The organism is Thermodesulfovibrio sp. 3907-1M, from assembly GCF_040450955.1.
In the GTDB taxonomy this organism is placed as follows: Bacteria; Nitrospirota; Thermodesulfovibrionia; order Thermodesulfovibrionales; family Thermodesulfovibrionaceae; genus Thermodesulfovibrio; species Thermodesulfovibrio autotrophicus.
In genome coordinates, this window is the sequence record NZ_CP144373.1 from 1,228,924 (window position 1) to 1,252,136 (window position 23,213).

Annotated in this window: 23 protein-coding genes; 13 read left to right on the forward strand and 10 right to left on the reverse strand. The window is 35.4% G+C overall.

Annotated elements, in window-relative coordinates; translation table 11 throughout:
- Positions 1 to 2: 2 nt before the first annotated feature.
- From V4D30_RS06390 to V4D30_RS06415, 6 genes are read right to left on the reverse strand one after another with little or no spacing between them, the layout of a single operon-like run.
- Positions 3 to 341: a YraN family protein gene (locus V4D30_RS06390; protein WP_353683492.1), complete on the reverse strand. Its 339-nt coding sequence runs from the start codon at positions 339 to 341 to the stop codon at positions 3 to 5.
- Positions 329 to 787 (reverse strand): toprim domain-containing protein, encoded by a 459-nt coding sequence (locus tag V4D30_RS06395; RefSeq protein WP_353683493.1) that lies wholly within the window; start codon positions 785 to 787, stop codon positions 329 to 331. The genes V4D30_RS06390 and V4D30_RS06395 overlap by 13 nt, the downstream gene beginning before the upstream one ends.
- Positions 774 to 2,009 carry a diphosphate--fructose-6-phosphate 1-phosphotransferase gene (gene pfp / locus V4D30_RS06400; protein WP_353683494.1) on the reverse strand — a complete coding sequence of 412 codons (1,236 nt, stop codon included), beginning with the start codon at positions 2,007 to 2,009 and terminating at the stop codon, positions 774 to 776. Before pfp ends, V4D30_RS06395 begins: the two co-directional genes overlap by 14 nt.
- Positions 2,010 to 2,033: 24 nt before the next feature.
- Positions 2,034 to 2,369 carry a HepT-like ribonuclease domain-containing protein gene (locus V4D30_RS06405; RefSeq protein WP_353683495.1) on the reverse strand — a complete coding sequence of 112 codons (336 nt, stop codon included), beginning with the start codon at positions 2,367 to 2,369 and terminating at the stop codon, positions 2,034 to 2,036.
- Positions 2,362 to 2,658: a nucleotidyltransferase family protein gene (locus V4D30_RS06410; RefSeq protein WP_353683496.1), complete on the reverse strand. Its 297-nt coding sequence runs from the start codon at positions 2,656 to 2,658 to the stop codon at positions 2,362 to 2,364. The genes V4D30_RS06405 and V4D30_RS06410 overlap by 8 nt, the downstream gene beginning before the upstream one ends.
- A 12-nt stretch (positions 2,659 to 2,670) precedes the next feature.
- Complete coding sequence (locus V4D30_RS06415; RefSeq protein ID WP_353683497.1) at positions 2,671 to 4,008, reverse strand: class II fructose-bisphosphate aldolase; 1,338 nt, start codon at positions 4,006 to 4,008, stop codon at positions 2,671 to 2,673.
- Positions 4,009 to 4,185: 177 nt separating this feature from the next.
- On the opposite strand from V4D30_RS06415, the gene V4D30_RS06420 reads away from it, so the two are divergent.
- The 13 genes from V4D30_RS06420 (at position 4,186) to V4D30_RS06480 (ending at position 18,689) form a co-directional block, all read left to right on the forward strand.
- Entirely contained in the window at positions 4,186 to 5,631 is a 1,446-nt protein-coding gene (locus tag V4D30_RS06420; protein WP_353683498.1) for a menaquinone biosynthesis decarboxylase, read from the forward strand.
- Positions 5,621 to 9,775, forward strand: coding sequence for an acyl-CoA dehydratase activase (locus tag V4D30_RS06425; RefSeq protein WP_353683499.1), 4,155 nt, complete (start codon positions 5,621 to 5,623; stop codon positions 9,773 to 9,775). Before V4D30_RS06420 ends, V4D30_RS06425 begins: the two co-directional genes overlap by 11 nt.
- Positions 9,776 to 9,860: 85 nt before the next feature.
- The gene (locus V4D30_RS06430) at positions 9,861 to 9,956 is read left to right on the forward strand and encodes an AURKAIP1/COX24 domain-containing protein (protein WP_082673659.1); all 96 of its coding nucleotides are present in this window, start codon (positions 9,861 to 9,863) and stop codon (positions 9,954 to 9,956) included.
- A 12-nt stretch (positions 9,957 to 9,968) separates the two neighbouring features.
- Positions 9,969 to 10,184, forward strand: a complete 216-nt coding sequence (locus V4D30_RS06435; protein WP_353683500.1) for a hypothetical protein — start codon at positions 9,969 to 9,971, stop codon at positions 10,182 to 10,184.
- Positions 10,185 to 10,186: 2 nt separating this feature from the next.
- On the forward strand, positions 10,187 to 11,182 hold the full coding sequence (locus V4D30_RS06440; RefSeq protein ID WP_353683501.1) for a hypothetical protein: 996 nt from the start codon (positions 10,187 to 10,189) through the stop codon (positions 11,180 to 11,182).
- On the forward strand, positions 11,175 to 11,804 hold the full coding sequence (gene tmk / locus V4D30_RS06445; RefSeq protein WP_353683502.1) for a dTMP kinase: 630 nt from the start codon (positions 11,175 to 11,177) through the stop codon (positions 11,802 to 11,804). Before V4D30_RS06440 ends, tmk begins: the two co-directional genes overlap by 8 nt.
- A 10-nt stretch (positions 11,805 to 11,814) precedes the next feature.
- Entirely contained in the window at positions 11,815 to 12,762 is a 948-nt protein-coding gene (locus V4D30_RS06450; RefSeq protein ID WP_353683503.1) for a DNA polymerase III subunit, read from the forward strand.
- Positions 12,763 to 12,774: 12 nt separating this feature from the next.
- Entirely contained in the window at positions 12,775 to 13,533 is a 759-nt protein-coding gene (ricT, locus tag V4D30_RS06455; protein ID WP_353683504.1) for a regulatory iron-sulfur-containing complex subunit RicT, read from the forward strand.
- Entirely contained in the window at positions 13,520 to 15,397 is a 1,878-nt protein-coding gene (gene metG / locus V4D30_RS06460) for a methionine--tRNA ligase (RefSeq protein ID WP_353683505.1), read from the forward strand. Before ricT ends, metG begins: the two co-directional genes overlap by 14 nt.
- On the forward strand, positions 15,394 to 16,068 hold the full coding sequence (gene radC, locus V4D30_RS06465) for a DNA repair protein RadC (RefSeq protein WP_353683506.1): 675 nt from the start codon (positions 15,394 to 15,396) through the stop codon (positions 16,066 to 16,068). The genes metG and radC overlap by 4 nt, the downstream gene beginning before the upstream one ends.
- Before the next feature lie 10 nt (positions 16,069 to 16,078).
- Positions 16,079 to 16,243: a zinc ribbon domain-containing protein gene (locus tag V4D30_RS06470; protein WP_353683507.1), complete on the forward strand. Its 165-nt coding sequence runs from the start codon at positions 16,079 to 16,081 to the stop codon at positions 16,241 to 16,243.
- A 12-nt stretch (positions 16,244 to 16,255) separates the two neighbouring features.
- Entirely contained in the window at positions 16,256 to 17,221 is a 966-nt protein-coding gene (glpX, locus tag V4D30_RS06475) for a class II fructose-bisphosphatase (RefSeq protein ID WP_353683508.1), read from the forward strand.
- 316 nt (positions 17,222 to 17,537) lie between these two features.
- Positions 17,538 to 18,689, forward strand: a complete 1,152-nt coding sequence (locus V4D30_RS06480; protein WP_353683509.1) for an MFS transporter — start codon at positions 17,538 to 17,540, stop codon at positions 18,687 to 18,689.
- Here V4D30_RS06480 and V4D30_RS06485 read toward each other — a convergent pair.
- The 4 genes from V4D30_RS06485 to V4D30_RS06500 are packed head-to-tail and all read right to left on the reverse strand — an operon-like array spanning position 18,667 to position 23,204.
- The gene (locus tag V4D30_RS06485) at positions 18,667 to 19,308 is read right to left on the reverse strand and encodes a response regulator transcription factor (protein WP_353683510.1); all 642 of its coding nucleotides are present in this window, start codon (positions 19,306 to 19,308) and stop codon (positions 18,667 to 18,669) included. The two genes, V4D30_RS06480 and V4D30_RS06485, sit on opposite strands and share 23 nt — an antisense overlap.
- Positions 19,301 to 21,457 carry an ABC transporter substrate binding protein gene (locus V4D30_RS06490; RefSeq protein ID WP_353683511.1) on the reverse strand — a complete coding sequence of 719 codons (2,157 nt, stop codon included), beginning with the start codon at positions 21,455 to 21,457 and terminating at the stop codon, positions 19,301 to 19,303. The genes V4D30_RS06485 and V4D30_RS06490 overlap by 8 nt, the downstream gene beginning before the upstream one ends.
- Positions 21,450 to 22,685, reverse strand: coding sequence for a glucose-1-phosphate adenylyltransferase (glgC, locus tag V4D30_RS06495; protein ID WP_353683512.1), 1,236 nt, complete (start codon positions 22,683 to 22,685; stop codon positions 21,450 to 21,452). Before glgC ends, V4D30_RS06490 begins: the two co-directional genes overlap by 8 nt.
- A 9-nt stretch (positions 22,686 to 22,694) precedes the next feature.
- Positions 22,695 to 23,204: a C39 family peptidase gene (locus V4D30_RS06500; RefSeq protein ID WP_353683513.1), complete on the reverse strand. Its 510-nt coding sequence runs from the start codon at positions 23,202 to 23,204 to the stop codon at positions 22,695 to 22,697.
- Positions 23,205 to 23,213: the final 9 nt, after the last annotated feature.

The window sequence follows — 23,213 nt, forward strand, 5'->3', positions numbered from 1 at the left end:
TTTCAGTAAAAAGCATTCTCAATGTGCTTAATCTGTTTGTCTTTTATGGCTATAATATCAAATCTTACAGGATATTCTTTACCCAGTTTACTTAGATAGAAAAGTGCCAATTTTTTAAGCTTTTCCTGCTTTCTGTAATTCACTGCCATCTCAGGATTTCCGAAATTCTCTGACATTCTTCTTTTAACCTCTATAATAACAATATATTTGCCATGCTTTGCTATAATATCTATCTCGCCAATCGGGGTACGAAAGTTTTTTTCAAGAATCTCGTATCCTTTGGCTAAAAGATAATCAACTGCCAGTTTCTCTCCCTCTTTGCCAAGATCTATTCGTCCCACTGTCTTACATCAAGGCTCTGTCCTGCAATTCTTTGAAAAAGTGATGGAATTTCTTCTATTTCTGTAATCTCTTTCTGACATAGCAATTTTAAAACTTCACGGATGGAGGCAAAATCTTCCCACATTCCCTGAAGATTTTCACCTACTTTGGAGTAGAGTTCTTCACCCTTTTCATCCCAGTCAATAAGTAAAACAATCTTTTCAAATTTTTGAGCTATTGTTTCAGTAAACTCATATATGGATTTTCCGCTGTGCAGTGTAATTATCTCACCATCAAAACCAATGTCTCTTAAAGCTTTCTTATCCTTTTTGCCCTCTACGATGATTGGAACAAGCTTGTTAATCTCGTAGAGATAATGAAGAACTTCTCTTATTTTTTCTGCTCTTTCCCAATCAAGTGGAATGAATTCTTTTTTATTCTTTATACGCCTTTTATGAAGTGACATAATAAAATCTTTCCCTGAACTCCTCTTCTGTCATTCTTACCACACTGGCAAGGGATTTAAGACGCTTACCTTCAAAGTCTTCCTTTTCAAGTCTTATCATGTATTTTCTCCCAACCTCATAGTTTTCTGAGGTGATGTCAACCTTTCTTATTTTAACTTTACCTGTTCTGTAATCTATAAGCTCAACAAATGGAATGGGACGGAGATGACCTTCTTCAAAGGTTATCATAGCACCTGTGCCACCTCTCAATAAATAGCGGACTGCTCCATAGCCAAGATTTCGTGTGTATTCTATGTCATAGGGTATAGGGTCAGCAGACCTCAGTTCATAACCAATGTTTTTATCAACAATTGTCAGTTTAATCCCCATATCTTCAAGAGATTTTTTAACAAAGTTTTTCATAATTCTTCCAAGCTGAATCTCACTGAGTCTCACTCTTCCTGTTTCATCCTTTTCAAGCTGTTCATATTCACTTAGTTCGTCAGGATCAAACTTCTCAGATAAACCCTCGGCAAGAATGGCAACTCCGTGGTCTCTTCCCATGCTTAGTCTCTTAATTATTGCTCCTGTGAGAATATCAGCTACTTTTCTGAATGAGATCTTTTCCTCTTGGAACTCTTCGGGAATTATTGTAAGAGTTGCTCCCGCTGCCTTGCCTACACCTAAAGCCAAATGACCTGTGTATCTTCCCATTATTGTAAGGAAATACCATCTTGCTGTAACCCTTGCATCTTCCATAATGTTTTTTACAATTTCTACTCCCCAGTGTCTCGCTGTTTCATATCCAAACGTAGAAGCACCTCCTGGAAGTGGAATGTCATTGTCTATTGTTTTTGGGACATGGACAACATTTATCTCTCCCCTTGCTTCTCTTTCAATCCAGTTTGCCATAAAAAGAGTCCCATCTCCACCAATTGTAATGAGATATTTTATTCCAAGAGCTTTCAATGTTTTCATCAAAATCGGGAATCTTTCCTTAACTCTCTCTGCATGCTCACGGGATGTCCTCAGTATTGAGCCTCCCTTCGTATGTATTCTTGAAACATCATCAACAGTAAGAGGCACAGCACAGGAAAGATCACCATCAAAGAGAGGTTTAAATCCACCTTTTATTCCAACAACTTTTTTGCCCTGATTTACTGCCTCAATTGTTGCAGCACTTATTGTTCCGTTTATTCCAGGAGCAGGTCCTCCACCTACAATAATTCCTACTGTTTCCATAAAATGCCTCCTTAATGTTGCTCATTAATTAAAAAATTGACAGCTTTTTCTAATTCGGGAAGTTTTTTCTTCAATAATATTCCAGATTATTTTACTGTCAATTCCAAAATACTCATGTATAAGAATGTCTCTTAATCCTGCAATCTTTTTCCAATCAATTGGATATTTTTGTCGTACATCCTCGGGTATTTTTTTTACTGCTTCTCCAATGTTTTCAAGAGCTTTTATTGTAGCATACATTACGAGTTCATTATCACTAAATTCCTCTACTGAATTAATACATTTATTAAACCTTTTTATTCTCTTTATTTCTTCAAGAATATCCTGTAAAATAACGAAGAGAATCCTCTTTTTAGACATAAACAGTTTCCTCTAATATGTAAGGCATTAAATAAGGTTTAATAGCATCTTTAATTACGAGATCAATATCAGTAGATAAAATCTCAGAAAGAAAATTTTTTAAATCCATATAGTTGTCAAATGTCCTGAATTTTTCATCTAAAACAACCAGTATATCAATATCACTTTTTTCTGTCTCTTCCCCTCTAACATAAGAACCAAAAATACCTATTTCTAATACTCCAAATCTTCTTTTCAATTCATTTTTCTCTTTTTGCAATACGGTGATTATTTCCTCTATTTTACTCATAATAAATTAAATTTAAATCTTCACAGGCACTTTGACAACTTTTACAGTCCTGTTAACAATATCTTTTGTATTGAAAACCTTTAACTTGCCAAAAAGTAATTCAAATTTATCCTCAAGCTCTTTCATGATGGTTTCTTTAACCTCTTTTGGCAGGCTCCACCACTCTTTCTTAAAAGGACCAAATCCTTTTTTGCGGGTGCTGTAAATGAATTGTTCTTCTGTCTGACCTTCCTTCCATTCAGAGGCAAACTGCTTTTTAAGAAATTCATAAATCATCTTCCTGAAATCATCTGGTAGAGCTTTGCTATCATAAATTATATTCTGAAATCCTGTTGCAAGATGTATTTCTGATGTGCCTGTTTCAGGGAATTTATCAAATGCTTCCTCTGGAAGAGTGCTTGCCCCATGCTGAACGCATCCGCTTAGACCATACTCTTTTCTTACAAGCTCAGAAAGAACTCTAAGAGTTTCAAAATCAATCTTAACCTGCGCAATGCTTCCATCAGGAAGCACTACTCCACCATGTTTTGTGCCTGTCTGCACACTCAGTTTGCTTAAGCCTTTGTTTCCTTTATAAACATCTTTGAATCCATCAAGATAAGCTCTTGCTTCTTCAGGTGTTGAGTTTTTACCACCAATTTCACCAATCTCTCCACCGATTGATACTGTAATACCTTCAGGTTGAAGACTACGGACATATTCCGCAAGCTGAGCAGTATATTCAAAATTAGGTCTTTGCTGTTCATACACTGTATCTTTACTAAGGTCAACAAGAGTGGAAGTGTCAATGTCTATATTGTAAAATTCTGCTTCAATTGCCTCTTTTATTAAGCCTTTTACATAGTTAACTTCAGCTTCTGGGTCTTTTTCAAAATGTCTTCTTACTATCTGGAAATGATCTCCCTGAATGAAAACAGGACCTGTAAATCCTTCTTTGACAGCAGCAGCTAAAACACAGGCTGAGTATTCAAGAGGTCTCTGTTTTGTATAGCCAATTTCAGAGCGAGCAATTTCAAATATAAAGGCACCAACATTTTTCTCCTTTGCCTTTCTAAAGATTGCTCTTGCCACATCATATGTTAATCCTCTGATATTTATCGCAGGAACTGTAAATCCAGGAAATTCTCTTCCCATTTCCTCATATAATTCCTGAATTGAGGCTGGTATTGCTCCTATTTCTTTTGCAATTTCTTTAATTATTAAAAGCTTTTTTACTCTTACATCATCTGATCCTTCAAAAACTGCATCAAATATGAGTTCATCCATTAAATTTTTAATTGATTCTTTATCTTTTACTGTAACTTTCCCATTTTTAATCTCCACTGCTTCTGCAAATTTTTCAAATCCCATGATGCACCTCCTGAAAAATTTTTTATATTATACTCAATTTTGTCAGGATAAAATCCAGATAGTGTAAAATTTTCTATTAAACTAATAAAAGCAACACAAAGAAAGTAGAAATACACCCATCCCTGTGCCTTTCAAATGATTGACAGAATTTTACATGAGTATGGATAATAACTTTATATGGCTTATAACGATTTAAGAGAATTCCTGCACATACTTGATAAAAAAGGATTACTTCACAGAGTCAGGGTAGAGGTTGACCCTGTGCTTGAGATTGCTGAGATAACTGACAGAATGTGTAAATCTCCCAATGGTGGAAAGGCTTTGTTTTTTGAAAAAGTAAAGGGTTCATCCATGCCAGTAGTAACCAATATTTTTGGCTCCTTTGAGAGAATGTGTCTTGCCCTTGAAGTTGAAAGCCTTGATGACGTTAGCAAAAGAATTGAAAAGCTTATTAATCAAACTCCACCAAAGAGTTTGAAAGACAAAATAAAAGCTGTTTTTGAATTGATTGAGATTAGCAAATACCTGCCAAAAAGAGTAAGCAAAGCAGCATGTCAGGAAGTTATAAATCATAATCCTGACTTAAGTAAACTTCCAATTCTTAAAACATGGCCCAAGGATGGTGGAAGATTTATTACCTTCCCAATGGTTTTTACCCGTGATCCTGAAACAGGCAAACAGAACTGCGGAATGTATCGCATGCATGTCTATGATGAAAGAACAACAGGCATGCACTGGCACATTCATAAAGATGGAGCTGTGCATTACAGAAAATATAAGGAACTCGGCAAAAGAATGCCAGTTGCTGTTGCCATTGGTTCTGATCCCGCTGTTATTTATTCTTCCACAGCACCTCTTCCCTACGGAGTTGATGAGATTGTGTTTGCTGGATTTTTAAGAAGAAGTCCTGTTGAGATGGTTAAGTGCGTAACTTCTGATATAGAAGTGCCTGCAAACTCTGAGATAGTCCTTGAAGGTTATGTGGAACCTGATGAATTAAGGGATGAAGGTCCTTTTGGCGATCATACAGGTTTTTACTCTCCAGTTGATAAATTTCCTGTTTTTCATGTAACATGCATTACCCATAGAAAAAACCCCATATATCCTGCAACAGTGGTTGGGAAGCCTCCGATGGAAGACTGTTATATGGGTAAAGCAACGGAGAGAATCTTTCTTCCTTTGCTCAGAATGCATTTTCCAGAGATAAAGGACATTAATCTTCCTATTGAAGGAGTATTTCATAATGCCGCTATAGTTTCAATAAAAAAGCAGTATCCAGGGCATGGTAAGAAGATAATTCACGGGCTATGGGGAATGGGACAGATGATGTTTTCAAAGCTCATAATTGTCGTGGATGAAGATGTTAATGTTCAGGATTTATCAACTACTGCATGGAAGGTTCTTAACAATGTGGACTGGCGGAGAGATGTGATAATCTCTGAAGGACCTGTTGATGAGCTTGACCATGCATCAAGCATGCCAAGATTTGGCGGTAAAATGGGAATTGATGCAACACGCAAAACCCGTGAAGAAGGAATGATGAGAGACTGGCCAGAGGAAATCACTCAGGCAGAAGAAATAAAAGAGCTTGTCACAAAAAGATGGCATGAGTATGGGTTCTGAACTTGCAGTTGGTATTGATGTAGGAAGCGAGACAGCCAAGATAGCAGTTTTAGACAGGGATTTTAGAATTATTGAAAAGCTATATTTAAAACATTTTGGAAAGCCTGCTGAGATAGTATCCCGCATTTTGACAGAGATTTTCTCAAGATACCGTGATTTAAGATTATGTTTTACAGGCGTCTCAGGAAGATTTATTGCAAGGACTGCTTGTGCTTCATATGTAAATGAGATTGTATCACAGGCAACGGCAACATCGTTTTTCTATCCTCAGGTAAGGACAATTATTGAGATCGGAGGAGAGGATTCAAAGCTTATCTTCCTTGATAAAGGAGGAAGAATAAAGGATTTCTCCCTTAATAGTATATGTGCAGCAGGAACTGGCTCTTTTCTTGAGCAGCAGGCAGAGCGGCTTGGGCTTACAATAGAAGAGTTCAGCGAGCTTGCCATAAGATCTGAAAGACCATCAAAGATTGCCGGTCGTTGCAGTGTTTTTGCAAAATCAGACATGATACATCTTCAGCAGATTGCAACTCCTCTGGAAGACATAATTGCAGGAGTTTGCTTTGCCCTTGCAAGAAACTTCAAGGCAACCATGTTTAAAGGCAGAAGCATTGAAAAAGAAGTTGCCTTTCAGGGTGGAGTTGCAGCAAACAGGGGAATGATAAAGGCATTTAAGAAGGTGCTGGGAATAGATGAGATAATCATTCCTGAGCATTTTGAGGTAACAGGTGCAATTGGTGCTGCGATTAAGGCTAAAAAAGAGGGAGTTTATCTCAATGAGTCAATCATTGAAAAAATCGGTAAGCTCAAAGCAGAGATTGAATACGGACTTCCACCAATTAAGAGTTTTTCTTCTCACTTTAGTCCTCAGCCCTCAGACTTAAGCTCTCAGCCTCAGCATGCCTATCTCGGTATTGATGTTGGTTCTGTAAGCACAAACATTGTTCTTATAGATGAAGAGGGTAACATCATCACAAAGAAGTATCTTCCCACAGCAGGAAAGCCAATTGATGCAGTAAAAAGAGGCTTGAGTGAGATAAGCAGGGAAGTCCAGAATATCCAGATAAAAGGAGTTGGTGTTACAGGTTCGGGTCGTTACATGATTGCAGATTTTGTAGGTGCAGATGTGGTGAAAAATGAGATAACAGCCCATGCCAGAGGTGCAATTCATTTTGATCCAAGCATTGACACGATTTTTGAGATTGGAGGACAGGATTCAAAATACATAAGGCTTAAAGATGGCAAAGTTGTTGATTTTGAGATGAATAAAGCCTGTGCAGCAGGAACAGGCTCATTTATAGAAGAACAGGTTGACAAACTCGGTATAACTCTTGAAGAGTTTCAAAGCCTTGCATTTAGCTCAAAAACACCATGCAAGCTCGGTGAAAGATGCACTGTTTTTATGGAAAACTCCCTTGTCATAAATCTACATAAAGGTGCTCGCAAAGAAGACATTGTTGCAGGTCTTTGTTACAGTATTGCGGAAAACTACATAAACAGGGTTGTAGCTGGGAAGCCGATCGGTAAAAGAGTATTCTTTCAGGGTGGCGTTGCCTTTAACAGAGCAGTTGTTGCAGCCTTTGATAATTTCTTAAAAGAGAAAGTTAACAGGGAGTTGGAGCTAATTATTCCACCTCATCACGAAGTCATGGGCGCAATTGGTGTAGCACTGATTGCAAAAGATTTTATGAAAAACGGTAAAGAAAGCAAATTCAAAGGCTTTTCTTTAAAGGATAGACTTTACAGTATTTCTTCCTTTGAATGCAAAGGCTGTCCCAACTACTGTGAAATAAACAGGGTTAAGATAGAAGGCGAAGAAAACTATCTTTTTTATGGCGGTAGATGCGAGAAATATGAAAAAAAGGATGTGATTTCAAAGCTTCCAGACCCTGTAAAACTGAGAGAGGAGCTGCTCTGGAAGGCACATAAAGAGTATGAAACTCAATACAGAGATAGAAAGGCACCTGTAATTGGAATACCTTACATATTTTTCTTTCATGATCATCTTCCTTTCTGGAGCACTCTTCTATGGGAGCTCGGTTTTAATGTAAAGATTTCCGATAAGACGAACAAAGAAATTATTAATAAAGGCATTGAAAAGGTTTTATCTGAGGCATGTTTCCCCCTTAAGGTTGCCTATGGACACATAGCAGACTTAATTGAAAAAGGAGTTGATCTAATCTTTCTTCCGAGCTTTATAAATCTTAATCTTTATGATGAGTTTGAAAGAGGTCTTGCATGTCCTCTTGTTCAGACAATTCCATATGTAAACAGAAAGCTATTTAGAGAAGCAAAGTTTGTTATACCGAGAATAGATTTCTCAAGAGGATTTGATTACCTTAAAAAGGAACTGATTGAGGCATTTAAGGGAATTATAAATATAAAAAACATTGATGAAAAAATAGCTACTGCAAAACAGAAGCAGAGAGAGTTTGTTAGTTCAATTCAAAAAGAAGGACTAAAGCTTCTTGCGACAGCCATAGACAGATCCCTCGGTCAGCAAGCCACAGTGGTTATTCTTGGCCGGTCCTATAACTCCTTTGATCAGGCAGTTAGTCTTGATATTTCAGGAAAGCTTACCCGCCTTAATGTTCTTCCAATTCCAATGGATATGCTTCCTCTTGAGGGAATAAACATAAAGGATGATTGGAGCAACTTATACTGGCGTTCAGGGCAAAGGATTATAAGAGCTTCAAGATTTATTCATAAGCTGGATGAGGTATATCCTGTATTTATAACGAATTTTTCCTGTGGACCTGACTCCTTCATAATAAATTATTTCAGAGAAGAAATGGCTCAAAAGCCTTATTTGATAGTTGAGATTGATGAACACAGTGCTGATGCTGGAGTTGTTACAAGACTTGAGGCTTTTATAGATAGCGTCAAGGATAGAGATAAAAAGGATTCAGCAAATAAATTCATTCCCCTATTGATTAAAACTTCAGACATTTCAAAAAGAACCATATACATTCCAAGAATGTCTGACCATGCCTTTGCTTTAAAGGCAGCCTTTAACTACTGTGGAATTGATGCAGAAGTAATGCCTCCTTCGGACAGGCAGTCAGTTGAGCTTGCAAGAAAATATGTATCAGGAGGAGAATGCTTTCCCTATGTTGTAACTCTTGGTGATATGCTTAAGATTGTTTTTTCAAAAGATTTCAATCCTCAGAGGACAGCCTTTTTCATGCCTTCTGGAGCTGGTCCATGCAGATTTGGTCAATATAATGTTTCTCACAGGATGATGCTTAAAAAATTAGGATTTGAAAGTGTTCCCGTTTATTCACCCCAGCAGGATGCTCAATTTTACAAAGACTTAAACATTGCAGGAGGAGAGTTTTCCCTCAGAGCGTGGCAGGGAGTTGTTGCCTATGGCTTGCTTACAAAATTGCTTTTACAGACAAGACCTTATGAAAAAAACAAAGGTGAAACTGAAGCTTTATATGAAAGTTATCTTGTGAAAATTTATGATGCATTAAAGAGTAGAAATGGCAGCATTGATAGTTTATTAAAAGACATGAGAAGAGATTTTGAAAATATACCAAAATATAAGGATAAAAAGCCTCTTGTTGGAGTTGTAGGAGAGATATTTATTCGTTCTCATTCATTTTCCAATGAGAATCTGATAAAGAGACTTGAGTCCTTAGGTGCAGAAGTTTATCTTACGCCAATTGAGGAGTGGATTCACTATGTAAATAAAATGGCTTTAAGAAAAGCCTTGATAAAAAAGGATAAATCTGCTATTATAAAAATTCTTGTTAATAAATTTTTCCAGTGGAGGGTGGAAAGGAAGTTTTCTTCATGTTTTAAAGGAGCAATGAATTTTTTGCATGAACCCTCCATAAAAGAAATTTTTAAGTTTGCATCACCCTATGTTCCTGACAGTTTTGAAGGAGAGACTATTTTGAGTATAGGTAAAAGTGTTGACTTAATTAAAAAAGGCGTAAGTGGCATCGTTAATGCAATGCCCTTTGGATGTATGCCAGGTGCTATTGTTACTGCTTTGTTGAGATTTATTCAAAAAGATTATAATATTCCTGTTATATCTCTTGCCTATGATGGCACAAACTCAACTGTGAATGAACTGTGGCTTGAAGCTTTTATGGAAACAATTAAAAAATTCGGAATGACATGTGGAGTTGATTGAAAATTAACAGGGCTTGGAATTTTCTGATTTTCAAGAGCTTGTAAGTTTGAACAGTCTTAAGATATAAAAAAAGGAGGTGAATTGAGTGGGAAGTGTTCTTAAGTGGAGGAAAAAAAAGATAAAAAAACACAAATACAGAAAGCTTCGCAAAAAAATGAGAGCACAGAGAAGAAATAAATAAGAGGTAATTTTTATGAAAGACCTAATGAGTTTAAAAGAAAAGATTGCCTTGATAGAAGCTGAGATAAAAGTAATTTCAGAGAAAATTGATGAAATGAATAAAAAATTAGAAAAAATTGATGAGCTTGCCCTTGAAATCAAGGCAATTAAAATGTTTTTAAAGAGGGTTTTCCCTGATTTTAAAAAAGAGTATCCTGATATTCTAAAAAAACTCAGCTCAATGGAGTAATTATGTTTGAACCATTTACCACCACAGGCATAGGAAGCATGCCTCATACAGAGGTTTTGTCTGCTTGTGAACTTATTTTGAAATACTTTGATATCCCATTCTGGCCTCAGATGCCTAAATATTCAGTTAATGAGCAGATGATTGCCCAGTTCTGTGAAGGATTTCCCGGCATAACTTTTGAGTCAGACAAAGTTTACATCAAAAAAAATGACGAGCTTATCACTGAATGGTTAAGTAACTATCATGATGAAATGTTATCTCCTGTAAGTGAACAATTTGCCATCGGTCTTTACAGCATGCAGAGATTGATAAAAAACGAAAAACTAAAACTCTTTAAAGGACAGATTACAGGACCCGTTACATTTACCTTATCTCTTAAAGATGATGAGGGTAAACTTATTTATTTTGATGAAACTCTGAGAGAACTTTCTCTCATGCATCTTAAAGCAAAAGTAAAGTGGCAAATTGAATTTCTAAAAACTTTTGCCGAAAATGTAATAATTTTTATTGATGAACCCATACTTCAGGCAGTTAGCACATCTGCATATATCTCTGTTGAGCAGTCTGAAGCAATGAGGTTAATTAAGGAAATTGTCTCTTTTATTAAATCTTTTGATGTTAAAGTAGGAATTCACTGCTGTGGAAGAACTGACTGGAAAGAAGTTTTATCTCTTGATATAGACATTTTAAGCTTTGATGCCTTTTCCTTTTTTGATTTTTTCAAAATTTACAGTGATGAAATTTCAGAATTTCTGAGCAGAAGTGGCTATATTGCCTGGGGATTTATTCCAACTACAGATGATTTAAATGCTCTGAGCGATGAAGAAATAATTGAACGGGCAGTAAGAAAAACTGAGGAAATATCAAAAAATTTACACTTAATAAATAAAAACTCACTTCTCACTCCATCCTGTGGAATGGGCTCTCTTGATGTTTCAAGTTCCCAGAGAGTTTGCGAACTTCTTAAAAAATTAAAAAATAGACTAGTAAATGAATAAAGGAATTTTTATAACCTTTGAAGGCATAGAGGGTTCTGGTAAAACAACTCAGGGAAAATTACTTGCAGAAAAGCTTAAAAAAGAGGGATTTCCAGTTTTATACACCTATGAACCAGGAGATACAGAAGCTGGAAAGCATATAAGAGAGATTCTTCTTAATTCAGAAATTAAAATAACTCCATTATGCGAACTTCTTCTTTATGTTGCAGACAGGATTCAACATATTGAGGAAAAAATAAAGCCACATCTTGAAGCAGGTTTTATTGTAATATGTGACAGATTTACTGATTCAACTGTAGTTTATCAGGGATATGCAAGAGGCATATCAATTGATTTAATTGAAAAATTGAATAAAGAACTTTTCAGCGAATTAATGCCTGATTTAACAGTATTGCTTGACTGTTCAGCAAGCATTGGACTTGGACGAAATAAGAAAGTTAATAAGAAAGATAGATTTGAGATGGAAAATTTATCTTTTCATGAGAAAGTAAGAGAGGGTTATCTTGAACTTGCAAGAATAAATAAAGAAAGATTCTTTGTTCTAGATGCCACCGAGCCCATAAATGTAATAACTGAAAAAATATATAAAAAAGTTAAATCTATCATTGAATGCCGCTCTTAAGTTTATTAAAATGGGTTTTAGTGAATTTCAGCAAAAAGCAATAAAACTGCTCAAGGGCACATTAAGGACGAAAAAGATTCCCGGTGCTTTATTATTTCTGGGAGACGCTTATATCGGAAAGACCAGAGCAGCTATTACCTATGCCAAAGCTTTAAATTGCTTGAATTCTGAAGAAGATGCCTGCGATACATGTATATCATGCAAAAAAATTGAACAAGGACTGCATCCAGATGTTAAACTCGTAACTGCTGAAAAGGATGTAATCACAGTGAACAGCATAAGAGAGGTTGAAGAGTTTGTTTCTTTCCGCAGCCTTGAAGGAAGGTATAAAGTTGTTATTATAAAAGAAGCACATAAAATGAATAATGCAGCAGCGAATGCCTTTCTTAAAACAGTTGAAGAGCCTCCTTTAAATACAGTAATAATTCTTATCTGCGAAAATATGTATACTTTACCAGAACCTCTGATTTCAAGATGTTTTAAACTATATTTTACACCTCTTTCAACTCAAGCAGTAAAAAAGATTTTGCCTGATGTTGAAGACAGTGTAATCAGAATTATTATGGGTAAACCTGGGCTTTTTATATCAAGGGATGTATTAAAAGATATTCAATGGTTTAATGCTACATTAAAAAACATGAAAGAAAAGAATAAAAAATCTCCTTGGAAAGACAATGAAGATGTTAAATGGTGGATAGATTTTTTATGTATTTTTCTTAGAGACTGCCTTGCGGGATTTTTTCTTAAAACTTCATATTGCCCTATTTTACCTTCAGATTTTAAACTAAAAGAGAATGTATCAGTAGAGGAGTTGTTTAATCTGTATGAAGAGATGCAAAACATAAAAAAAAGCATTGATTTAAACTTAAATAAGTCAATTGTATGGAACTATATGGCTTGTCTTCTTGGAAATTTGATAACTATGAAAAAGCAGGAAACAACTAACTTAGAACAATAGGGAGACGCAGGGATGAACAATACAGTACATGTAAGAGTTAGACCTTTTGGTAAGGTTTATCGCTATTTAAACAATCTTGGTATAGAATTAAAAAAAGGTGATTTTGTTGTAGTAGAAGGTGATTTTGGATTAACCTTGGGATACGTTTTGAAAACTTCTTCTGACACAGAAAACTCCTTTAAGCCAGTAATCAGAAAGGCAACTCAGGAAGATATGGAAGCCTTTCAGAAAAATCTTTCCTTAGAGAAAGAAGCATGGAATTTTTGTCTTCAAAGAATAAATGAAAGAAAGTTGCCAATGAAACTCTTAGTAGTTGAATCTGCTCTTGACAGAAAAAGAATTATCTTTTATTTTACTGCAGAAGGAAGGATTGATTTCAGAGAACTGGTTAAAGACCTTGCAGCAAAATTCAAAACAAGAATAGAGATGAGGCAGATAGGAGTAAGGGATGAAGCAAAATTTCTTGGCGGGATCGGAGTTTGCGGGTTTGAGGTATGCTGTAAAACATTTATCAGCTTCTTTAAGCCAGTCTCTTTAAAAATGGCTAAAGATCAGGAAATTGTGCTTAATGTTTCCAAACTTTCAGGTGTTTGCGGAAGGTTGAAATGTTGTCTCAGACACGAATACTATGGTGAAGTAGAGGATAGTTTTGATGAAGAAATTATTACTCAGGAAGAAAAAGAGCCTGAGATCAAAAAGCTGTCCTTTATTATAAAAGAGGCAGAAGAATTAATAGATGAGAATTCTGGAGGAAATGATGAGTCAAAATAAGGGATTTTACATTACCACCCCAATATACTATGTTAATGATATTCCACATATTGGACATGCCTACACCACTGTGGCTGCTGACATACTTGCGAGATATATGAGACTTAAAGGTAGAAAAGTATTCTTTCTTACAGGAACAGACGAGCATGGTCAGAAAGTTGAAAAAGCAGCTTGTGAGCGTGGCAGAGCTCCAAAGGAACATGCAGATATCATGGTTGAAAACTTTAAAGCTTTATGGAATGAATTAAATATAAGCAATGATGCTTTTATACGAACAACCGATGAAGAACACAAAAAAGTTGTTAGTGCAATACTTCAGAAGCTTTATGATAAAGGTGAGATTGAAAAGAGAAAATACTGTGGAATGTATTGCACTCCCTGCGAGAGATTCTGGACAGCAAAAGATTTGATAGAAGGGAAGTGCCCTGACTGCGGAAGAGAAGTTGAATGCATTGAAGAGGAAAACTATTTCTTCCTCATGTCCAGGTATCAGAGCTCTCTCATTGATTACATTGAGAAAAATCCAGGATACATTCTTCCTGAAACGAGAAAAAATGAGGTTCTTTCATTTCTTAAAACTAAACCTCTTGGTGACCTCTGCATTTCCCGCCCTCGGCAGAGACTGCAGTGGGGAATTCCTCTTCCCTTTGATGAAAACTACACAACCTATGTATGGTTTGACGCACTTGTTAATTATTACTCAGCATTGAATTATCTTGCACCAAAAGACATTGAGTGGTGGCCCCCTGATCATCATTTAATAGGCAAGGACATTCTAATAACCCATGCAGTTTACTGGTCAACAATGCTTATGGCTCTGGAAATGCCTCTTCCAAAAAATATATTTGCTCATGGATGGTGGACAGTCCAGGGTGCTAAAATGTCAAAATCTCTTGGCAATGTTGTAAATCCATACGAAGTTATAAAGAAATACGGAGTAGATGCTTTCAGATACTTTTTATTCAGAGAGGTTTCCTTTGGTCTTGATGGAGATTTTTCAGAAGAAGCAATTATAAGAAGAATAAACAATGATCTTGCTAATGACTTAGGCAATCTTGTAAATCGTTTTCTTGTGATGAATGAAAAATATATGAATGGTCAGATAAAGCCTACAAAAGCAGTTGATGAATTGTCAGAAAAACTCAAAAATCTGATCCAAGAGATTGATAATGAAAACCTCTGGAATGAGTTCAAATTCAATATAATTCTTGAAAAAATATGGGAGGTTATATCCCTTACAAACAACTACATTGCAAAAACAGAACCCTGGAGAGTAGCAAAGGAAAACTCTGAGAGGCTTCCTCAAATACTTTTTAATATATGGAATGCATTGAGAATTATTACAGCTTTTCTTTATCCATTTATGCCACAGACATCATTGAAAATCTGGAATGCTTTAGGATTAAGTTCTTTTAAAATTGACTGTAATATATTAAATTGGGACATAGAGATAAAAGAGGTGAGAACTGAAAAGATTGAACAAATTTTCCCGAGAATAGAGAATAAATCTGAAGAAAAAATTAAGGAGAGCAAGATGGAAGAGCTTATAAGTATTGAAGATTTTGCAAGGATCAAACTTAAAGTGGGTAAAGTTATAGAAGCTGAAAAACTAAAGGGTTCAGAAAAACTTATAAAGCTTATTGTAGATATTGGAGAGAAAAGACAGATTGTGGCAGGCATTGGGAAGTCCTACTCACCTGAAGAGCTTGTTGGCAGGTCAATTGTTATTGTAAGTAATCTCAAGCCTGCAAAGCTTATGGGAGTTGAATCTCAGGGTATGCTTCTTGCAGCAACTGGCTCTGATGGAACAATATCAATACTTACTGTTGACAGAGAGGTTAATCCTGGTGCAAGCATAAAATGAAATCTGTTAAGGAATGGCCAGAAACTGAAAGACCGAGAGAAAGACTATTAAAACATGGTGCTCAGAACCTGACTGATGCTCAGTTGCTTGCAATTATTCTCAGAACAGGTAGTAATGGGAAAACAGTAATGGAAACAGCCATTGAACTTTTAAATAAATTTGGCGGATTAAAAGGAATTGAAGAGGCATCAATCAATGAACTTCAGTCTGTAACCGGGCTTGGGATTGCAAAAATTGCTCAAATTAAAGCATCCTTTGAACTTGGTAGAAGGCTTTTAAGTCAGCCAGCACAGGAAGAAGTATTCAATTCTGCAAGTTTGGTTTATAATTATCTATATCCAAAACTTAATGGTTTGAAAAAAGAAGTCTTTATCACCCTTTTACTGGATACAAAATTGAAACTCATAAAGGAGATTAAAGTTACAGAAGGTATATTAACGCAGACACTGATTCATCCGAGAGAGATTTTTAAGGAAGCAGTAAAGGAATCAGCTTACGCAGTAATAGTTGCTCACAATCATCCAAGTGGAGATCCTGATCCATCAGAGCAGGATGTGGAGATAACAAGAAAGCTAAAAAAAGCTTCAGAGATACTTGAAATTTCTCTTTTAGACCACGTAATTATAGGTAATGGAAAATATTTTAGCATGAAGGAAAATAAAATAATTTAGGAGGTGGCTTATGCCTTTGTATGAGTTTCAATGTCAAAAGTGCAATGAAACTTTTACAAAGAAGATGAGCATAAGCGAAATGGAAAAAACAAAGGTAAGATGTCCAAAATGTAAATCTCAGAAAGTAAAAAAGGTTATTTCAGGATTTTATTCAATAACTTCAAAAAAATCATAGGAGGAAATTAAAATGAATAGTTCATTAACTCCAGCAATTTTAAGAGTTTGTGAACTTGCAGCAATTGAGGCTGCAAGACTTATGGGAAAGGGTAATAGAAAAGAAGCAGACCAGGCAGCTGTTACAGCAATGAGAAAGGCTTTGAATGATTTACCTATTAAAGGAAGAATAGTCATAGGTGAGGGTGAAAGAGACGAGGCTCCAATGCTTTATATAGGTGAGGAAGTTGGTAATGGAACTGGTCCTGAAGTTGATATAGCTGTTGACCCTCTTGAAGGAACAAATCTGTGTGCTACAGGAATGCCAAATGCATTGACTGTTATGGCAGTTACAGAAAGAAACGGACTTCTTCACTGCCCTGATACATATATGGAAAAACTCGTAGTTCGTCCTCAGGCAAAGGGAATGGTTGATATAAGAAAACCTGTCAAGGAAAATCTTGAAGCCCTTGCAAAAGCTCTTGGAAGAGACATTGATGACCTTGTAGTGGTGGTGCTTGATAGACCCCGTCATGAAAATTTAATTAAAGAAATCAGGGCTGCTGGTGCGAGAATTAAACTGATCTCAGATGGTGATATTACTCCAGCAATAGCGGCAACAGTTGAAGGAACAGGTATTCACGCCCTGATGGGAATTGGTGGAGCACCTGAAGGTGTGCTTTCTGCAGCAGCAGTTAAGTGTCTTGGTGGAGAGATGCAGGCAAGAATGCGATGGAGAAATGAGGAAGAAAAAAAGCGAGCTATAAGCTATGGAATGGATATTGATGAAGACAAAGTTTATACTCTTGATGACCTTGTTCCAAGTGATGATATAATTTTTGTTGCTACAGGCGTAACAAAAGGTGATCTTCTTAATGGAGTGAGATTTTTTGGTGGAGGTGCAAGAACTCATTCAATTGTAATAGAGTCTCATCAGAGAATTGTAAGATTTGTTGATACAATTCACATATTTGATAAACTGGTAAAAATAACATTATAGAGACAGCATTTTTTATTTTTGTCACGAGGAATTTCCTCCTGTTAAGGCTCAGGTTGAAGTTTTTTAACTTTGAATTTTGAACCTTGAACTCTGAATCACCCCGAGTGGTGAAGGGCGTTTGAGTTGCTGTAAGGTGTATGCCGATTGGTGCTCAGGAGACAGCAGAGAGTGTCATTCTGAGGCGACAGCAGCATCTCCTCCTTTGTAAAAGAGGATGTAATTGAAAATTAGGGAGCTAACGGTTTATGATTTTCAGAAATTTGTGTATTTTAAAAGAGCCTTAATAAAAATAAATAATGTAAAAGAGCTCTGATACATGCCGATTAAGGATTTTCTTGCTATAATCTATACTACAATACTTACAATTTCAGCATTACACATGCCTCAGCCCCTTCTGCCTTTACTTGGAAATTCCTTTAAAGTGGAAATGGATACAGTATCTCTTATTATGAGTGCCACATTTATCCCTCTTACAGTAATTCCAGTTATTTCAGGAATTTTACTTAATTTTTTACCGCCAAAAGGAATGATTCTTCTTGCAGCTACAGTGCACTCTTTTGTTGTATTTTCAATATCTATGGCAGAAAATGTTTATCTCGTTATACTTCTCAGGTTTATAGAGGGTTTTTTAATCTCTGCAATTCTTACTTCAAATACAACGTATATTTCATTAAAATCAGTCAAGGAACGAGTTCCTGTTTTCATGTCCTATTACATTGCTTTTACGATAATTGGAGGGCTTTCTGGAAGAGTTTTTGGTAGCATGATAGCCAATTACTTTGGATGGAGAACCTGTTTTCAGATCATGTCAATAAGTCTTCTTCTTGTACTTCCTATAGTTTATTATCTTATGGAAGATTTAAAGTTGCCAAAAATAGAACAAAAAAATTATTTCAGTTTCAAAAAGTTTAAATCTATTATTTTTGATAAAAGAAACTTTTATATTTACACTGCAGTTTTCTGTCTTTTTTTTGTTTTTTCAGGAATAACAAACTTTCTACCTTTCAGAATAAAAAGCATCAACAAAGAAGCCAGTGAAATGCTCATAGGGTTTATCTATTCAGGGTATATTACTGGTGTTTTTATTTCCTTTATTGCAACGAAAATCATAAAATTAATCGGAAACGAGAAAAAAACAATGCTTGCTGGTTTTGCTGCCTATGGTTTTTTCCTTTTAATAATGAGCATACCAGACATATCTCTGATATTTATCACAATGTTTGGTTTTTGCTCAGGCATGTTTCTTATTCATTCAGTAGCCTCTGGTTATTTAAATAAAATCACAACAATGCAAAAAAGCCTTGTAAATGGAGCATATATAGCTTTTTATTATTCAGGTGGTGTTCTTGGCTCTTATTTACCAGGAATTGTATATAAAAATTTTGGATGGCAGAGTTTTATAATCAGTTTATTTATTCTGGTAGTTGCTGGTTTTTTTATGGTCACTAAACTATCAGACCATGCTTAATAGCATAATTTATAATTTCAGCATTGTTTTCACATCCAAGTTTTTCAAGAATTCTTGCTCTGTATGTGCTTACAGTTTTAATGCTTATGGAAAGTTCTCTGGCAATCTCAATGAGACTTTTGCCTCTTGCTATCATAAGAAAAACCTGAAATTCTCTTTCTGATAACTTTTCATGTGGTGGAATTTCCCTGGATTTATCAATGTAATGAATCAACTTTTCTGAAAAAGCCTGTGGTACATACTTCCCACCCTTCACTATCTTATTGATAGCTTTTAGTAGTTCTTCAGGGTCAGCTGATTTTGTTAAGTAACCTGAAGCTCCAAATTTTAATGATCTTATGGCATACTGCTCTTCAGGATACATACTTAGCATAAGGATTTTTGTTTCAGGATACTCAGTTCTAATTTTTTTCAGGGTCTGTATTCCATCCATATCAGGCATTGCTATATCAAGAAATACTATATCAAAACTTTCTTTTGAAAGAATATCAATGGCTTCGTAACCAGTTTTAGCTTCTTTGCATTCTTTAATATAAGGAGTATCAAGAAGAATCTCTTTTAAACCTTTTCTGAATAGAGTATGGTCATCAACGATTAAAACTCTCAGTTTTTTATTCATTGTCTTTTAAAGGAACTGAGAGAATTAACTCAGTTCCTCCCTCTGAGCTCCTTCGTATGTCAAAGGTTGCATTTATTGAGTAAGCCCTTTCTCTCATTGCCATTAAACCAAATGATTCAGGACTTTTAATTTTTTCTTCTGATATTCCTACTCCATTGTCTTTAATTATTAGCACAATACTTCCATTTGACCGAAACATTTTAATATTGACAAGTGTTGCATTGGCATGTCTTGCAATATTTGTAAGTGCTTCCTGAAATATTCTGAAAATGTTTAAAGATATGTTTCTTGATAGTTTCACGCTGTCCTCTAAAATCTCAACACTGCACGGCACTGAAGTATTTCTCTCAAATTCCTTGACCTGCCACACTATAGCATCCTCCAAGGTTAAATGGTCAATTAAAGAAGGACGAAGTCTGTTTGATATATTCTGAACCTGTCTTATCAGAGCATTTACTATACTTAATGTTTCATCAAATTTTTCTTGTAAAATTTTATCTTCAATCCTTTTTCTAATCCATGATAGCGACAGTTTTAATGCAGTGAGAGACTGTCCCATTTCATCATGAATTTCCCTGGCAATTTCCTTTCTTTCTTTTTCTCTCACATTCTGTAAATATACGGAAAGCTTTCTAAGAGCTTCTTTTGATTTCCTGAGTTCTTCCTCAATTTTTTTTCTGTACGTAATGTCTCTTCCTATTGTTTTTGTTTTAACAAAATTTCCCTTTTCATCCACCTCAACATAAACATTTAAAGCCGCAGTAAAAACTGAGCCATCCTTTCTGACAAAGTCTCTCTCAACTTGAATAAAACTGTATTTTCCTATGTTAGAGAAAAATTCCTCCTGTGCTTTTCTTGATTCTTCTGTCATAAAATATGTTACTGGTTTACCAATTATTTCTTCTTTTTTGTATCCCAGCATTTTTGCCTCTGTTTCATTACATTCAATAATAATTCCATTTTTATCAACAGAGTGATACATATCAGGAGCATTATCATAGAGGTCTCTGTATTTTTCTTCTGATATTCTCAACTCTTTTTCAACTTTTTTTCTTTTTGAAATATTTATTGAAAGAACAATTATTACAAGAGATAATCCAATAAAAATTAAAGTAATTCCTATCAATGTTTTTCGGTATTTTATCCAGAAGCTTTCAGGAAGATTTATAACTCTGCTTTCTTTGGGAAGTTTATTTAAAGAAACATGAAATCTCTTGAGTTCATTATAATCAAACATGAATTCATTTGGGCTTTCTTTAATAACTGGAATTTCTGAGGGAGATTTGCCATTCAAAATTCTCAATGCCAGTTCACCAGCCTTTTTGCCCTGTAAATATGCACTTGTTAGTTTACCACCAACAATTCCTCTGCCAAGATAAAAATCCCATACACTGTATATGGGAGCATTAGTGTGGGGATAGAGTAAGTCAAGACTCTCCTCATAGGCAAAGAAATTACCTGTTCTGTCCCTATTTACGAGTAAGAGAAGTATGATACTTTTTGGTGGAATTTTCTCAACTTCTCTCTGAAGCTCCTTCATATCAGGATTTTCAAGCATAATGAAAGTAACTTTACTGGCAAATTTCGGGAATATCTCAAGAAGTCCCTTTTTCATCGCCAGTCCAGTTGTTGTAATATCATTGATAATGTAGACCCTCCTGGTATCAGGATGAAGCTTAAGTGCTATGTCAATTGTTCCTTCAATATCTGTTTCTTCGGCAACTCCAGTAAACCATTTTCTGTACTTTTCTATCATACTATCCCTGAAATTATTGATTCCACAGAAAACCACAGGAACTCCATTAAACAATCTGTGATAATGTTTCATGGTGAATAAAAGAGCATCATTATCTGAAACAATTATCAAATCAAATTTAACTCCACGGTATTTTTGTTCAAGAAGATTAAAAATTTTCTCAAAGTATTTTTCATTATAAAAACGCTTGGTATCCATGTATTCAATATAGTAATCAACATAATTCTCCATAGGCTTCAGTGATTCTTGAATCCCTTTCACTATGTTGTCTGTCCAGCTTAATCCCTGATGGTAAGAGTTAAGAATTAAAATCTTTTTTTTATCCTGAGTGTGAGCAGGTGTTGAAAGACAAAAGATGAATAAAAAAATAAGAATTAAACAATTTCTAAACATTGCTAAATTCTTTAATCCAGTCATTATATCGTGCTGCTCTTGGAATAATGCATATTCCTGATGAGTCTATATGACAGCGAAAACGATCCCTTTCTGGTGAAAAACCGATCTGTTCTCCTTCATAAACCACATTTTTTTTATCCACTATGACCCTGTAAAGTTTGCTATTTCTTTTTACAATAACATCATCCATAATAAGAGAATCCCTTACCTCTGCTCCTTTTTCTATTATGCAACCACTTCTTATAAAGGAGTTTTCTATTTTCCCGCCATAGATTAATGCTCCATCAGCAATAACGCTATTTTTTATCTCTCCATCAAGAATTTTTACAGGTGGTCCTTCATATCTTGCAGGATAGATAGGCCACATCTTATTGTAGATTTCAAAAACAGGTTTCTCTCCAAGCATATCCATATGGGCATCAAAATATGTTTTTATTGTTCCCACATCTCTCCAGTAACCAGGTTCTTCATAGGATTTTATACCGGGGACCTCATTTTTAGCAAAATCATAGGCATAAACCCTTGCGCCTCTTTCAACAAGATCAGGTATAACATGGGCACCAAAATCATGCTGTTTTTTCTTTTCAGCACGGATTAAAGCATCAATTAAAATATCACTATTAAAGATATAATTCCCCATTGAAACATAAGCCATCTCAGGATTGTCAGGCATTGGTTGAGGCTGTTTGGGTTTTTCCTGAAATCCTGTAATTCTCTGCTCTGAATCTGAAACAATTACTCCAAATGCTGAAGCCTGTTTTAAAGGGACAGGTCTTGCAGCTACGGTAACCTGAGCATTGTTTTCAACATGAAATTTTATCATCTGTCTTATGTCCATTCTGTAAATGTGGTCAGCACCGAAAATCAGAACAATATCTGGCTTATGTTCTTTGATTAATCCCATATTCTGAAAAACTGCATCAGCTGTTCCCTGAAACCATTCAGGTCCCATTCGCATCTGAGGCGGAACAACTGTAACAAAGTGATCTCGTCCAACAGAAGAAAAAAACCAGTTCTGTCTGATGTGTTCAATAAGTGATTGAGATTTATACTGAACAAGAAGATAGATTGAATAAATATGGGAATTGACAAGATTGCTTAAAACAAAATCAACAATTCTATATCTTGCACCAAAGGGAACAGAAGGCTTTGATCTGAAAGATGTTAAAGGAAAAAGTCTTTCTCCCTTTCCTCCTGCAAGAACTATTGCTAAGACCTTTGTCATACCCCCTCCCTATTTCTCTATTAAAAGTGTCCAGAAGTCTGTCTTTTTCCATTTTTTTGCAAAGCTTTCAAAATCTATTCTTTTGTATTGTTCTGTCCCGGAGTTTACTATGATACTATGTTTATCAAATCCAACAATCACCATATAATGATACTTTTTATAAAACCAAAAACCCTCATCAGTCATAACTATTAAAGGTTTCTGAGCCTTTATTTTTTCCTTTATATCTTCAATATTTCCACTGTACTGACTGGCTTTAAATCCCTTTTTTTCTGCAAATATGAGCATATCAAAATCTGCTGTTCCACGAGCAGTTTTGCTGTAGATATCTTTTGCTATCTCTTCTGGAGTAATTCTTAAACCCCAGAAATTTAAGACCATTGCCAAGGATGCTGGACCGCATTGAAAATCCTCTGAAGGAAAAAAGGGAACAGAGCTTATTATGTATTCCTGAGCATAGGCAGCAGAGATTAAGACAACTAAAGTAAACAATAAAAGCATTTTTTTATTCTTTTTCAAATTTTACCT